This is a genomic window from Paenibacillus kribbensis, assembly GCF_002240415.1.
GTDB lineage: Bacteria > Bacillota > Bacilli > Paenibacillales > Paenibacillaceae > Paenibacillus > Paenibacillus kribbensis.
Genome location: NZ_CP020028.1, coordinates 3,552,650 through 3,568,224, shown reverse-complemented (window position 1 = coordinate 3,568,224; position 15,575 = coordinate 3,552,650). Strand labels below are relative to the sequence as shown.

10 protein-coding genes are annotated in these 15,575 nt (G+C 49.7%); 5 read left to right on the top strand and 5 right to left on the bottom strand.

The genetic code is table 11. The features are described from left to right. Window positions 1-323: 323 nt before the first annotated feature. Window positions 324-2,702, top strand: coding sequence for an RNA polymerase recycling motor HelD (helD, locus tag B4V02_RS15815; protein WP_094155521.1), 2,379 nt, complete (start codon window positions 324-326; stop codon window positions 2,700-2,702). Between the two features lie 123 nt (window positions 2,703-2,825). Further along, the gene (locus B4V02_RS15810; RefSeq protein ID WP_094155520.1) at window positions 2,826-4,667 is read left to right on the top strand and encodes an adenine deaminase; all 1,842 of its coding nucleotides are present in this window, start codon (window positions 2,826-2,828) and stop codon (window positions 4,665-4,667) included. Between the two features lie 399 nt (window positions 4,668-5,066). Here B4V02_RS15810 and B4V02_RS15800 read toward each other — a convergent pair whose 3' ends face one another. Next, entirely contained in the window at window positions 5,067-6,014 is a 948-nt protein-coding gene (locus tag B4V02_RS15800; RefSeq protein WP_094155519.1) for an AraC family transcriptional regulator, read from the bottom strand. A 206-nt stretch (window positions 6,015-6,220) separates the two neighbouring features. Between B4V02_RS15800 and yicI the strand changes: the two genes are divergently transcribed. After that, entirely contained in the window at window positions 6,221-8,545 is a 2,325-nt protein-coding gene (gene yicI / locus B4V02_RS15795) for an alpha-xylosidase (protein ID WP_094155518.1), read from the top strand. A gap of 158 nt (window positions 8,546-8,703) precedes the next feature. On the opposite strand, the gene B4V02_RS15790 is transcribed toward yicI, so the two are convergent. After that, complete coding sequence (locus tag B4V02_RS15790; RefSeq protein WP_094155517.1) at window positions 8,704-9,669, bottom strand: serine hydrolase domain-containing protein; 966 nt, start codon at window positions 9,667-9,669, stop codon at window positions 8,704-8,706. Between the two features lie 158 nt (window positions 9,670-9,827). Here B4V02_RS15790 and B4V02_RS15785 point away from each other — a divergent pair, with 158 nt between their 5' ends. Together B4V02_RS15785 and B4V02_RS15780 are read left to right on the top strand one after the other, a co-directional pair. Then, the gene (locus B4V02_RS15785; protein WP_094155516.1) at window positions 9,828-11,543 is read left to right on the top strand and encodes a methyl-accepting chemotaxis protein; all 1,716 of its coding nucleotides are present in this window, start codon (window positions 9,828-9,830) and stop codon (window positions 11,541-11,543) included. A gap of 90 nt (window positions 11,544-11,633) precedes the next feature. Then, complete coding sequence (locus B4V02_RS15780; protein ID WP_094155515.1) at window positions 11,634-12,944, top strand: MFS transporter; 1,311 nt, start codon at window positions 11,634-11,636, stop codon at window positions 12,942-12,944. Between the two features lie 67 nt (window positions 12,945-13,011). Here B4V02_RS15780 and B4V02_RS15775 read toward each other — a convergent pair whose 3' ends face one another. The 3 genes from B4V02_RS15775 to fsa all read right to left on the bottom strand — a co-directional run bounded on the left by B4V02_RS15775 (window position 13,012) and on the right by fsa (window position 15,535). Next, entirely contained in the window at window positions 13,012-14,211 is a 1,200-nt protein-coding gene (locus tag B4V02_RS15775) for an MFS transporter (RefSeq protein ID WP_094155514.1), read from the bottom strand. Between the two features lies 1 nt (window position 14,212). Further along, window positions 14,213-14,656 carry a MarR family winged helix-turn-helix transcriptional regulator gene (locus tag B4V02_RS15770; RefSeq protein WP_094155513.1) on the bottom strand — a complete coding sequence of 148 codons (444 nt, stop codon included), beginning with the start codon at window positions 14,654-14,656 and terminating at the stop codon, window positions 14,213-14,215. A 231-nt stretch (window positions 14,657-14,887) separates the two neighbouring features. Further along, on the bottom strand, window positions 14,888-15,535 hold the full coding sequence (fsa, locus tag B4V02_RS15765) for a fructose-6-phosphate aldolase (protein ID WP_068496533.1): 648 nt from the start codon (window positions 15,533-15,535) through the stop codon (window positions 14,888-14,890). Between the last annotated feature and the right edge of the window lie 40 nt (window positions 15,536-15,575).

Genomic DNA, 15,575 nt, shown 5'->3' with positions numbered 1-15,575 from the left:
CGGTCGCTTTTTATGTAATGAATTCAGGTATCGAAGAAGAGGTTACACGAACTTATAGATGTCTATAAAAAGAATACAAAAAAAGCCCGCTGGTTGCGAACAGGGACTGAACTTGCTACAATAGAGAATGCTATGTTTTAGGATGAAAACATAATTGTAAATTGATACTACACTTCTCATGGCAGTATAGCATACTTCAAAGTATTAGTCAATTTTCTCGGGTCAGAGGGATGCCGAATGTATGCCCGGGTCCATAATAGTGCATAGTTTGACGCAAGGGAGCCCTGCGTGGAGCAGGAGGAAACGGAACAGGAGTGACGCCAATGGCTACTGATCAGCAATGGAATGAGCAGCAATGGAATGAGGAGCAACGAAGAGTAGAAGATGTGACCGCAGTCATCAGCGGACGTATTCGGAAGCTGGAGACCGAGGTTGGCTCTGTGCGCGGAGATGTCGTAGATATGCGGAAGGATTTTTGGGATGAGGTAACGATCAATTTTAGTGAGGCGGATGATGTGGGCGAGACGTCCACCAGCTTGCGTCAGCAGTCTGAGATTTTGTCCGAACGGGAGCGCAGACACAAGCATTCCACTGAGGCGTTAGGCCGGTTGAAAAAGCTGCTTGAATCACCCTATTTTGCGCGTATTGATTTTGCTGAGCAAGGTCAGGCGGCGGAACGTGTTTATCTAGGGATTGCTTCTCTGCTGGATCATCAGGACGAGGAATTTCTGATCTATGACTGGCGTGCGCCCATTTCTAATCTCTATTACGATCATATGCCAGGTCCCGCTTCTTATAAGACTCCGGCAGGTGAGATGGAAGGAGAACTGACGCTCAAGCGCCAATTCTCGATCCGAGACGGACAGATTCGTTTTATGTTCGATACAGGTGTAACGATTGGAGACGAGCTCCTTCAGGCGGTGTTGAGCCGCAGCTCGGATGCCCAAATGAAGAGTATTGTTGCTACCATCCAAAAGGAGCAGAATCGCATCATCCGTAATGATCGAAGCCGAATGCTCATCGTACAGGGAGCAGCAGGAAGCGGTAAAACATCCGCTGCGCTTCAGAGAGTGGCGTATTTGCTGTATAAGTATCGTGATCATTTGCGAGCGGATCAGGTCGTGCTATTTTCACCTAACCCGATGTTTAACAGCTATGTTTCGACGGTATTGCCTGAACTGGGTGAGGAAAATATGCTGCAGGCTACTTTTCAGGAATACTTGGAGCGGCGTTTGGGTCGGGAGTTTCAGCTGGAAGATCCTTTTGTGCAGCTGGAATATGTGCTTTCAGCATCGTCACAGCCTGGGTACGAAGCGAGAATGGAAGGCATTCGCTTTAAGTCGTCCAAGACGTTTTTACGTGTGATCACGCGATACAAGGCATATTTGGAACAGGAAGGCATGCATTTTAAACCCGTTCGCTTCCAGGGGCGCGAGGTGATTTCAGTAGAGCAAATGGCCCGCAAGTTTTATGAGTTTGATCCTGCTGTACGGCTGGCGAACCGACTGGAGCTGCTAAGAGATTGGATGCTCAAGGAGTTGGCCCGCTTCGGTAAGGAGGAATGCTCCGCACCATGGGTGGACCAGCAGATGGATGTGATGGAGCCGGAGGATTATCAGCGTGCATATAATCGTATGCGCCGTAAATCGAAGAACAAGGGCGATACGTTCGACGATTTTACACGTGAGCGGGAAATATTGGCGCGCATGGTGGTTAGTGACCGCTTGAAGCCCTTGCGCAAATGGATCAAGGCGCTTCGCTTTGTGGACACCACCCGTTTATACGGTGAGCTGTTTGTGAATGAGTCGCTGCTCAGCCAATTGGCGGATCATGCGGAGCTGCCTGACAGCTGGAGTGAAATTAGTCGGCAAACGCTGGAGCGTATTCAGGCCGGGGAACTGGCGTATGAGGATGTAACGCCCTTTTTATACCTGCGCGAGCTGATGCTTGGTTTCCGTTCCAATAGCAACATCCGTCACGTGTTTATTGATGAGGCACAGGACTATTCCCCCTTCCAGCTGGCCTTTTTCAAACGTTTGTTTCCACAGGCGAAAATGACGGCACTGGGCGATTTTAATCAGGCGATCTATGCCCATGCCTCGGTGCTTCAGGATGCAGAGCCATTGTATGATCTGTATGGAGCAGAACAAACCGAGATGATTTCCCTGACACGCAGCTATCGCTCCACACAGGAAATTGTGGAGTTTACGCGGGGGATGGTAGCTGGGGGCGAGCATATCATACCGTTCAACCGCAAGGGGGAGAAGCCTCGTGTAACCGAGGTGTATTCGCGTGAACAATTGCATCAACGGATTGCCGGGAATATCACGCATTTGTTGGCGGAAGGCTATGAATCGATCGCAGTCATCTGTAAAAATGCCGATGAAAGCGCAGCAGCCCACGTAGCGCTGGAAGGACGATTGCCAGTGAAGCCCAAATTGATCAAGAAAACAACTCCTGCCTTTGAAAAGGGAATTCATATCATTCCGGCCTATCTGGCAAAAGGCGTGGAGTTTGATGCGGTTCTGATCTATGACGGATCGGCTGAGCAATATCGGCGTGAAAGTGAACGCAAGCTGTTCTACACCGCCTGTACACGAGCGATGCATTTGCTGCATGTCTATACACTGGGCGAGATTACACCCTTTGTCAGTTCGCAGGCATCGAATACGTATAGGTACACATTGGAAGAAGAGAAGTGAGCCCGCAAAATACCATGCAAAGATTGGATTCATCGGGGACCGACTGGCATAATTGTGTGTATTCCAGTAACATAAGCAAATAAGCAAAACAGGCAAGAAGTAAAAACGGAGGTTACAAACGTAATGGACATGAAGAGTATATTTCAACGCCCGCCGCTGGCGGACTGTGTACCGGAGCTGGTGGCTACAGCTAGAGGAGAGCGCAAGGCATCGCTGGTTATCCGCGGAGGAACGCTGGTGAATGTGGTATCGGGCGAGCTGCTGCCGGGCATGTCTATTGCTGTGCAAGGTTCTCGTATCGCATACGTCGGTCGGGACGTCAGTCATACGATCGGCGAGGACACCGTAATCATTGAAGCGGAAGGCCGCTATATGGCACCGGGATTGCTGGATGGACATTGTCACATCGAAAGCACGCAGCTCACCGTAACGGAGTTCGCGAAGGCTGTACTGCCGCTGGGTGTGACGGGCGGCTTTTTTGACCCGCATGAAATTTCCAATGTGCTTGGTCTAAAAGGGCTTCGTCTAATGCTGGACGAAGCCCGCACGACACCACTGGCTGCTTACATGCAGGTGGCTTCCTGCGTACCGTCCACAGGGCCGGAGCTGGAAACGACAGGTGCCTCCTTCGGCCCGGCGGAAGTCGCAGAGGCGTTAAGCTGGGGCCCGGATATGATCGGGCTCGGCGAAGTCATGAATTTCCCTGGCGTCGTCTATGGAGACGATGTGATGATCGGGGAAATTCAGGCCACGCTGCGCGCGGGCAAGGTAGCGGACGGCCATTTTACATGGGCCTCCGATGATTGGCGGCTGCCGGTGTATGCAGCCGCGGGAATTACGGGCGATCACGAATGTGTCACGCCCGAGGATGTGGCCGAGCGTATCCGGCTCGGCATGTATGCCAAAATGCGGCAGGGCTCCGCATGGCATGATGTGGCCGAGACGATTCGCGCCAGCACGGAAATGGGCCTCGATACGCGCCGCATGATGCTGGTGACGGATGATCGCAGCGCGGAATCCTTGCTCCATGAGGGGCAGATGGATTTTGTCGTGCGTCATGCCATTGCGCAGGGGGTCAAGCCCGTGACCGCGTTCCAGATGGCGACGCTGAATACGGCAGAACGCTTCGGCGTAGCCCGGGACATTGGCTCGATTATTCCGGGGGCGATTGCCGACATTATTTTGCTGGATGGCCGCCTGGCCGAGGTGAACGTGACGGCCACCATTGCAGCAGGGCAGTTGGTAGCCGAGTACGGCCAAATGGTCGCTGACTGGGAGAGCTTCGTGTATCCTGCAGAAGTGATGGACACGGTCAATCTGGGGCACGAGCTGAGTGTTGCGGATTTCCGCATTGCGGCTCCAGTACAGGAGGGGAATGTACCTGTACGGGTGATTCGTGTCACGGAAAATCACGTGGACACGAAGGAAGTACGGATGACCGTTCCGGTCCGCGGAGGCGAAGTCACGGCAGATCCCGCGCAGGATTTGTGCAAAATAGCCGTTTTCGAGCGGCATCACGCCAGTGGCAGCCACGCGGTGGCGCTCGTGACCGGCGTCGGCTTCACCGAGCCGGCCGCGATTGCCATGACCGTGGCGCATGACAGCCACAACCTGCTCGTCATTGGCAATGATGACGAGCTTATGACCCAGGCGGCAAAGCAGGCCGTCGCCATGCGTGGCGGCGTGGTGGTCGTATCGGCCTCGGGCGAGACACGCTTCCCGCTGCCTATCGCGGGGCTGATGTCTCCAGCCCCGTTTGCAGAGGTGGCTGCGCAGTCCGAGAGCATTAGCCGGGCACTTCAGCAAGCCGGCTGCATGCTGAACAACGCGCTGATGACACTGTCACTGCTCGCGCTGGTCGTTATCCCTGAAATCCGCTTGTCGGATCAGGGGCTTGTCGTGATTGGAGCGGATGGGATCCGCAAGGTGTCTCTTTTCGTGGAAGAGGACGCAGCGGAAGCCTGATAGAATATATTGCCTGGGGGTTGTCCCACAAGGTCTCGTGAAGACCCTGGGGATAGCCCCTGTTTTCTGTATCAGCCTTGATCTGTATACGTGTTCTGAGGGAGGGGCTATTCCGTTTGTTCTATACATGGGTCGACGGCAGAGCGTATAATGTCGGTTTTCCGCCAGAGGATGATTACGTAATGGGCTATGGTCAAGGGTGAAGTATCGACCTTTACAATTGAAAAATGAACACAAAAACGAAGTAGGCGGAATGGTGCTGTACAAGCGAAGCGGTCGCTTTTGTCCCCGGATTTCTCCCCTGATTATATGTTTAATTGAAGAAATCCGGGGGCGGTGGCGATGGGAAGCACCATCCGCCTGCGGAGTGGCACGAGAGGTGACTTTTAAATTCACCTTTTACCTTTTTGCGCTGGCTTCATTCATGTCTGTTACGTAGGGAGCTACCGTAAATGTCTGATCTGTTTCGTGCTGCTTGCGGTATTGCGAAGGAGTCAGACCGTTCCATTTTTTAAAGGTCGCAATAAAATAGCTCAGATTGTCGAAGCCTACGTCGAGTGCAATATCGACCACCTTGCGGTCACTTTGCTCCAGCAGCCTGCAAGCCTTTTGAACCCGATGATAATTGATATATTCAACCGGGCTTTTCTGCACCATTTGTTTGAAGAAACGGCAAAAATGTCCCTCACTCATCCCGATCTCATCAGCGATTTCCCGCAAACGAATGGGTTCATGGGCATGAGTGTTGATGTACGCCAGTGCTTTTTTGATCCGTTCAACCTTGCTGCGTTGACCTGCCATGATGACGTCCTCTCCGTTAGCAGGTCTCATATGTGGATACAGGCTGGCGATCATGCTGTACAGCTGTGCTTTGGTCGTCAGCTCACGGGCAGGTGTATTCTGCTCATGGCTGGTGATGATACGCCGCAACGCGGTCAGCACCTCCTGCTCCCAAGGCTTTACACCACGAATGTGGGCAGGAGGGACAAGCTTTTTGCTGATCAATGGATCAATGAACTGCGTCTGCACTGTATCCTGTGTACGGCTGTGCAGCAAGTTTGGGTGAAACACCACAGCAGAGAATACGCAGCGGGGACTTTTTTTCAAATATCCTGCATGAAGCTCGCCACTATTGACAAAAAGGGCCTCGCCTTCGCAAACCTCCGTATACATCATATCCGTCTGAAATACGGCACTGCCCTGTTCCACGAGAATAAACTCCATTTCCTCATGCCAATGGGACTCCAGCACGCTGTTTCCGTTCAACTGCTCTACGCTCGGATACACGCTGACTGGATACATGGGATTGCCGTGAATCCGGTTTTCCCGCAGCATTTCCCTTTTCAATTCAACCCCTCCTATGCTGTTCATTGATTTATAACGGAATCCGGATTTTTGTAAAATCCTCAAATATCAAAATATTGATACAAAACGTCAAAATAAAAGAAGTAAACCCTTACATAAATCAATATTATTATAGTAAGGATTTCGAAAAAATCCAACAGGCGATTGGAAGTCAACAATTTTAAAGATGAGGACGGAGGAACAAACAGATGAAATTTACAGATGGCTATTGGTTGGTTCGCAAGGGCTATGAAATACAAAATCCTGCTGAAATCCGTGATATTGTGACGGACGATGCTTCCATGACGGTATACGCGGCGACCCACCGGATCGAGCATAAAGGAGATACACTGAATGGAGCATTGCTGAAAGTAACCTACAGCTCGCCTATGCCGAATGTCATTCGGGTGCGTCTGAACCACCATAAAGGACGGGTCCATCATGGACCCGATTTTGAGATTCATACCTTGCCGACAGAAGTGGACATTGCGGTCGATGAGAACGCAGCAGTGCTGAAAAGCGGCGACTTGAGCGTGCGGGTCGGGCGTGGCAAGAGCTGGGACGTAGGCTTTTATGTGGGGGATCGCAAAATCACAGGCAGTGGACATCGAGGACCTGGCTATATTACAGACCCGCAGGAGCAGCCTTTTTTCCGGGAACAGCTGGAACTGGGAATCGGGGAGTATATATACGGCCTTGGGGAGCGGTTCACTCCGTTTGTGAAAAACGGACAAGTGGTCGATATATGGAATGAAGACGGCGGCACGAGCAGTGAGCAGGCGTACAAAAATATCCCATTTTATCTGTCCAACAAAGGGTATGGTGTGTTCGTCAACCACCCTGAAAAGGTATCGTATGAGATCGCATCGGAAAATGTTTCGAAGGTACAGTTTAGCGTCGCCGGCGAATCGTTGGAGTATTTTATTATTGGCGGAGCCAATCCTAAAGAGGTGCTGGATAATTACACCAAGCTGACGGGGAAACCCGCGTTGCCGCCAGCCTGGACCTTTGGTTTGTGGCTGACGACTTCGTTCACGACAGATTATGATGAAGCGACAGTGAATCATTTTGTAGACGGAATGGCTGAGCGGGATTTGCCGCTCTCGGTCTTCCATTTTGACTGCTTCTGGATGAAGGAATACCAATGGTGCGATTTTCAGTGGGATCAAGATATGTTCCCAGACCCGGAAGGCATGCTGCAACGATTGAAAGCGAAGGGCCTCAAAATTTGTGCATGGATCAACCCGTATATTGCAGAAAAATCCATTTTGTTCGATGAAGGCATGGAGAACGGCTATCTGGTCAAAACCGCTGATGGCAGCGTGTGGCAATGGGATATGTGGCAGGCGGGAATGGCGCTGGTTGACTTCACGAACCCGGCTGCAGTGGCCTGGTATCAGGATAAGCTGAAGGGGCTGCTGGATCAGGGCGTGGATTGCTTCAAAACCGACTTTGGCGAGCGTATTCCTACAGATGTGGTTTATTGTGATGGCTCCGATCCGATAAAAATGCATAACTATTATACACATTTGTACAACAAGGCTGTTTTTGATGTACTGGAGGAAAAACTGGGTAAAAATGAAGCGGCGTTATTTGCGCGTTCTGCTACAGCCGGGGGACAACAATTTCCGGTTCACTGGGGCGGCGACTGCTCGTCGACATATGAGTCGATGGCAGAATCACTGCGGGGCGGCCTATCGCTTGGCTTGAGCGGCTTTGGCTTCTGGAGCCATGACATTAGCGGCTTTGAGCTAACGGCTGCGCCGGACGTGTACAAACGGTGGGTACAGTTTGGACTTTTGTCCTCCCATAGCCGTCTGCACGGGAATGAGTCATACCGCGTGCCTTGGCTGTTCGATGAAGAATCGGTAGACGTAGTGCGTAGCTTTACCAAACTCAAATGCTCGCTGATGCCGTACCTGTACTCGTCGGCTGTGGAATCCTCGGTGAAGGGATTGCCGATGATGCGGGCTATGGTACTGGAGTTCCCGCAGGACCCAACCTGTGCAACGCTGGACCTGCAATACATGCTGGGAGATTCTATCCTGGTGGCCCCGATCTTTAATAAAGTAGGGGACGTACAGTATTACGTACCAGAGGGTCAGTGGACCAACTTATTGACAAATGAAAGCGTAACAGGTGGGCGCTGGGTCAACGAGCATCACGATTTTACAACCCTGCCTGTACTTGTAAAGCCGAATACGCTGCTCGCGATCGGTCATGAGGACAGCCGCCCGGATTATGATTACGCGGAGCAAGTGTCACTCCATTTGTTTGAGCTCGGTGAAGGCCAGCAGGCTCGGACCGTTATCGTAAATACGTCAGGTCAGGAAGAACTGACGGTCACTGCCAGCCGCAAGGGTTCGATCATTACGGCAAAGGCAGAGGGTGCTGTTAAGCCTTGGTCGTTAGTTCTACGTGGAATCCACGGGGCTGTTCAAGTGGAAGGCGGCAGCAGCCGAACGGGGGAGCAGGGGGTAATCATTACACCCGCCTCCAGCGGACAGCAGGAGCTTATTATTCACTTGGGCTAGGTAAAAGCGCTCGTTCGCCGGTAAAAATGGCATAGTATCATTTGCATAGTATGGCGAGTGAATCGCAGAAAAGGGTTTGCCTGATTAAACGGGCAGACCCTTTTTTGCACTTGGGTTGTCTATTAGGGGGATTTTCAACTTTGATTGTGATGTACCGTCTATGCTTGCTGGAGCAGCAGCGGTACAATATACTGCCGGAAAATATCCACAGGGGTTCGTTTCTTTTTGAATTTATCGGCAGTAACGACAACTACCATATCATATGACGGGACGACAACGATATATTGACCACCAAAGCCGAGTGCGTAATAATATTGCGTTTCAGTGCTTTTTGCTGTTTTGTCTAAACCTGTATCCTCCAAAAAGGAAGAGGTCCACCAGTGCCAGCCGTAAAATGCTTTTTGTGGTTTGACGGCCGGAAGGAACGGACGAGTGGAGTAACGGACCGTCTCCTTTTGGATGAGCTGGCGTCCGTCCCAGCCTCCTTCGTTCAGATAAAGCCGTCCGAATTTGAGCATGTCCATCGGCTTGAGATGTAGCCCGAAGCCTCCAGTATGAGTGCCTTGAGGGTCGGTTTCCCAATAATAGCTTTCGATACCGAGTGGTTGGAATAATTGCTGCTCGGCGAATTCAGCTACTGTTTGTCCGCAAGCATGACGCAGTATGGTGGCCAAAAGCTGGGAACAGCCAGAACTGTACTCCATTCGTGTACCCGGTAGATCTGATAATGGCTGCGAAAGTACAAATTGTACCCAATCAGACGTTTTGCTCATGGTCGGAAAAGAATTTTGTCCGCCAAATTCCGTCCAGTTAAAGCCTGCTGACATCGTTAGTAGATGCTCAATCGTAATTTCACGCTTTTGAGGGTCACTGTCTTCAGCCAGTCTCGGGAAAAATTCGAGGATCGGCGTATCCGATTGGGGTACGATTTGCTGGTCGATGGCGATACTGACTAATGCCGACAATACGCTTTTAGTACAGGAATTTATTTTATAGAGTTCGCTTGTGGTTGCAGGCTCACGATAGTATTCCAATATCATCTTCCCCTGTTGCTCAATCAGGCAACTACGGGTTTCCAGCTCGTGAAGCTCGTGAATAAGCGAAGTAAGCTCCAAACTTTTCATACAGGTCCTCCTTGAGGCTTATGGCATACAAAAACATAGTATATCATTTTAAACATTTAAATCCGACAAATAAAAGCAAGAAAACTTCAAAAATATGCTGAATTAAACGATATATAATAGGTTGACATTTTATTCAGACATAACTGGGGGATCGATTTATGAATTTAACAATTAAGGCCAAAATGATTCTTAGCGCGCTGCTAATTCCAGGTGTGATTGCGGCCATGCTGCTGACAAATTACATCTTAAGCGTACATAGCGAGAACGAGTACAAGGATATTTTGAACCGTGAGGAGACGATTGCGTATAACTCAAAGTCGCTTCAATTTTTGCTGAACGGGATATCCAATGATGAACGGGGATATTTACTGACTCGGGACGAGCAGTACGGGCGAGAGATCGACAACAAACAGAGTGAAATTGTAAAGCTGCTGCAGCAGACGGAAGCTTTGCTGGGTACAGGCAGTGAGGATATGAAGAAAAAGATGGCTGATCTCAAGACAGGGATCAATGGCTATATGAACCAGGTTCATAGCTTAATGAACACAGCGGGGTATCGGAGTACAAGAAGCACGTTCCCGCCGTTTTCCGATTTGCTGGGTGATTTTGAAAATGAACGGGTTCTGCGCAAGCAGCTTGATGTTAAGATGTTAGCCTTCGTCAAGGCTCAAGATGACATGGTGACCGTGAAAGTGCAACAGGCACATCAAACGATGACCAACACGACCTTGATCACGAGTATTGTAGGACTTCTTATTATTATTTACAGTATTGCTCAATCTATCATTTTGATTCGTTCCATTCGACCGTTGCACCATATGAACGAGCAGTTGCTGGAAATGTCAAAAGGCGGAGGAGATTTGCGCGGCCGACTTGATATTATGTCCAAAGACGAGATCGGTATGATTGCCAGCTCTTACAATAAGCTGATCGAGGGATTTCGCAATATTATAGTGGATGCCCAGGATACGGCGCGTACATTATCCGTCACCGCTGAGCGGGTTAGCGTAAATACCGGGGAAATGAACCAGGCCAATCGTCATACTTCCGGGATCATGGAAGAGCTTGCGTCTGGTATGGAGCATCAGGTCGATGATATTGCACGAACCACAGATACCGTGAAGGAGCTTGCCCATGAACTGGAGCATATTGCAGTGACAAGCCAGCAGGTGTACGAGCTGTCTGATACGGTTACTAAAGAAGCGGCAGCGGGGGAACAATCGATAGGTCAGGCCATGCGTCAAATGGTAAAAGTCAGCGAAAGTGTAGACAGCTCTGCACAAGCTGTACGTTTGCTCAGTGAACAGGCCGAGCAGATTGGAATGATCGGCTCCGTCATTACCGGAATTGCCAAGCAGACAGGAATGCTTGCGCTTAACGCGTCCATTGAAGCGGCAAGAGCGGGAGAGCAGGGCAAAGGCTTTGCTGTGGTTGCCTCAGAGGTAAGAAGATTGGCCGAGCAGGTAACGGTCTCGGCAGCGGAAATCACACATTTTGTGCAAAATATTCAGGATCATGTCGGGAATGTGTCATCAAGTATGGAGGCCGGGACAGTTGAAGTGCAGTCCGGTGTAAAGGTCATGCAATCCGCTGAAACAGCATTTCGTCAGATTGGAAGCTCCATTCACCAGGTCAGCGAACAGATTCACGGTGTAAATCGGTCAGTGGAGCAGATGTCGGGCAGCTCAGAACGGATGGTAGAAGCCGTAGAACGCATCCGCGAGGTTGCGGAGCGGTCGGCAGGGGGAACGCAGAGCGTCAGCGCAGCGGCTGAGGAGCAGCAGGCTTCCATGGAGGAAATTGCATCATCCATTCACACGCTGGCGGATATGTCGCAGCTCCTGAATGCAAGGGTCGGAGGATTTAAGGTATAGCCGCATAAATCTACACCTATGTAAACACAATAATACCTGTTCCAAGAATCTGTACAGCTGTGTTATTACTTGTACAAAGGTGGTAACGGGATGCAACAAAATAAAGGAATCCTGCTTGCATTAGGTTCCATCCCGCTGATGATGACGCTGGGTAATTCGATGCTGATTCCTGTATTACCGGAAATTGGACGTAAGCTGCATGTAAATTCTTTACGCATTAGCATGCTGATTACGGTATATGCGGTGGTGGCTATTTTGCTGATTCCGATTGCAGGCTATCTCTCCGACCGATATGGACGCAAAGCGGTGATCGTTCCCAGCTTGGTGCTGACGGTCATAGGAGGGGGGATTTCTGCAGCGGGAGCATGGCTGCCTCAAGATATGGCAGCGTATTGGACCATTATAGGAGGTCGCCTGCTTCAGGGAGCGGGAGCGGCAGGAGCTTTTCCAATCGTCATTCCGCTTGTGGGTGATCTGTACGAGGATGAGAATGAGGCCAGCAAGAACCTGGGTGTGGTCGAGACCTATAATACATTCGGAAAAGTGTTAAGTCCGATACTCGGTGCCGCATTGGGAGCAGTTCTGTGGTTTTTGCCACTGGCGGTGATTCCGGTCCTCTGTCTGATTTCGCTTATTTTAGTGCTTTGGCTGATCCATGTGCCCAAGCGTAAGAATCAACCGACTACGTTTCGGGAGTTTGCTGGAAAAGTAAAGCAGGTGCTTGCCGAAAAAGGACGCTGGCTATATGCTATTTTTGCTATGGGCGGTATTTGTATGTTCGTCATTTTTGGCGTCTTATTCTACCTATCCGACATACTGGAAAGCCGTTACCACCTTCATGGAGTCTGGAAGGGCTTTGTGCTGGCCATACCGCTGATTTCCCTTTGTCTGTGCTCTTATTTGGGAGGCAAGATCATTGGCAAGCATAAGAAGCGCATGAAATGGATTGGCTTGAGCGGTTTGGCGATATTGACGATCAGCTTTGGTATTCTCGGATTTTTTGAAAATATCTACGTGGTGATCGGATTGTTTACTCTAGGGGGCGGGGGAATTGGGCTGGCACTGCCTTGTTTGGATGCCTTAATTACAAAGGGGATTGAAAAAGAGGAGCGCGGAACCATTACTGCCTTGTACAGCAGCATGCGCTTTGTCGGGGTGTCGTTAGGTCCACCGGTTGTATCCTTACTGCAGGGTCGCAGTGGACATGGTCTGCTCTTTGGCGTAATGGCCGGAGTGGGAGGGGTGGCCGCTCTGTTAATGCTGTTTGCAGTCAAACCGGAGCAGGATGAAACGGCAGATGACGCATCCGTTAATCGTATGAAAACGACCGAAGGGTCAACAGGAGTGATGCGAGATAAGCCGCTTTCTTCCAAGCTAAGACGCAAAACTCCTGCTAAATAAAAGCATATATTTCTAAATGAAAAAGCATCCGAAACCATAAAGCATGGCAACGGATGCTTTTTTTAGATTACCCCTCAAGAGGCACTTGCGTTTCAGATTTGCGGCTTGCGATGATTTGCATGACATAGATCAGCAGGAACAGCACAATAAACAGCGAGGAAAGACGATACATCCACGCATAATCACTTGCTTTGGCGATAATGCCGAGGATAAGCGCTCCGGCAGCAATTCCGAAATCAAGGGAATTGAGAAACATACCGTTTGCCATGCCTCTCTGCTTGGGAGATACGACCTGAATCATCCAGGTTTGCAGGGTTGGTTGCATGATGCCGTAACCGATACCGTAGCAAAATGCAGACAGATACATGAGGGCGTCACTGTGTGCGTAGGAAAGCAGGATCAGACCGCCCATCAGAAACAATGATCCGGGAATGAGCAGTGATTTTGCCCCTTTTTTATCATAAATACGACCCGAGAAGGGACGCACAATCAGTACGGATATCGCATTAAACAGAAAAAAGTAGGCAGGGTGCGAAAGATGGGCTTCATCCCCGTAAAGCGCCATAAAGCTGATTAATCCGCCATAGGTGATCGACATCAGCATATTCAGCAAAGCGGGAATCCATAATTTGCGGTTCAATGCTGGTTTTCGTCCCTCTTCCAAAGGAACCATCGGCGGCTCGATATGCCCTTTGGGCAATGTACGAACCAGCCAGTAAGCCAGTGGAAAAATAACAACAATCACGGCTGATGTCGTAAATACAAGCAGGTTAAAGCTGCCGTTTTGCAGCATGGATATGCCTATGGTCGGTCCAATGGACATGGCTAAGCTGGTGGACAAACTGAAAAATCCCATCCCTTCACCAAGTCGTTTGGACGGGATCACTTCAGTGGCCATCGTTGGAAAGGCAGTGCTGCTCATGCCAAAGCCAATCCCAAACAGCATTCGCATGAGCAGCAGCACTGCAATCGTTGGTGAAACACTGTATCCCAGCGTTCCTATGAGAGCAAACAGCAGTCCGATGAAAATCAGGGCGCTGCGATGTCCTTTTTCCAGCATACGTGCAGAAAAAAGCCTTGCTACAATTGCGCTTAATGCGAACAACGTCGTCACAAGACTAACCTGAACGGAAGTGGCATGGAATGCATTTTTCACATAGGAAGGAATGGAAGATACGATCATCTGTAATTCCAGAAATAAAAATAGATTGGAGACCGTTAGAACGATAAATTCCTTGGTCCAAAGAGGTTGCTTGCCTTGTTGCATATTAATCGTTCTCTCCTTGTTGCTCTGATTCGCTTATGTTGGCGTGAATTTGTAAAAGCGTTTGGCGGAATTGCTGTAGCTCGTCAGAAGAAATACCCTTTACAAAATCGAGGTTGACATCACGTTCGACAGGAAGTGTCTTCTCAACCAGCTGGCGTCCCGCCTCAGTCAAATGAAGCAAATAGGCCCGACGGTCCTGGGGACTATTCACACGTCGCACCCAGCCCTTCTTGTCGAGCAAATCAATAATTCGAGTCGTGGTGGGCTGATCCTTTACCGCCTTGGCTGCAATTTCCTTCTGATTTAAACCCTCGGACTGGTAGATTTGGTACAGAACCAACCATTGCTCTGGGGAAATATCATAAGGTTTAAGGGAAAGTGAGAGCTGCTGACTCATTTTGCGATGGGTAATCCCCAGCAGCATGCCAATAGGTAAGTCATTCATAAGCTACCCCTTTCTATTTTTTCCCTAAATAAATTATTCCGAAATCAATTAATTGTTAAAACAATTATATGTAAAACAAATTGTTTTGTCAAAAAAATTTGTGTAAGGAGGGAAGTGATGAATGTTGCCAATGCAGCTACCTTGAGGGAGGGAGAGGGGGAATGAGCAAAAAACAGCCCGCAGTATACGGGCTGTTCGTGTAACGCAATATAGTTTGCCATCCATGGCGAATTAAGCCTTAGGTACCGTTTCCCAGTCCTTCAGGAAGCGTTCAATACCGCTGTCTGTCAGTGGGTGCTTCCACAGGGAAGGAAGCAAGGAGCCTGGAATGGTGGCGATATGCGCGCCAGCCAGAGCAGCATCTTCCACATGCTTGATGTTACGGATCGAAGCTGCGATGATTTCGGATTTCAGATCATGGAAATCCAAAATTTGTCTCAGATCACGAATCAGCTTCATACCGTCAACAGCAATATCGTCCAGACGGCCTACGAATGGGCTGATAAAAGTAGCGCCAGCTTTGGCAGCCATCAGACCTTGAGCTGCGGAGAAAATCAGTGTTACATTCGTTTTGATTCCGTTCTTGGTCAGCTCGTTACAAGCGTACAAGCCGTCTTCGGTCATAGGCAGCTTGATAACGACGTTAGGTGCCCATTTCGCAATGTCATAAGCTTCCTTGAGCATATCTTCAGCCTTCAGGCCAATAACCTCAGCACTTACAGGGCCTTCGACGATACTGCAAATCTCCTGAATGACTTCCTTGAACACTCGGCCTTCCTTGGCGATCAGCGAAGGGTTCGTTGTTACACCATCAACCAGACCCAAACGTTCAATACGTTTGATTTCTTCAATGTTACCAGTATCCAAGAAAAATTTCATTTGATTTCCTCCTCAGGGTTATATCATACATAATACATAT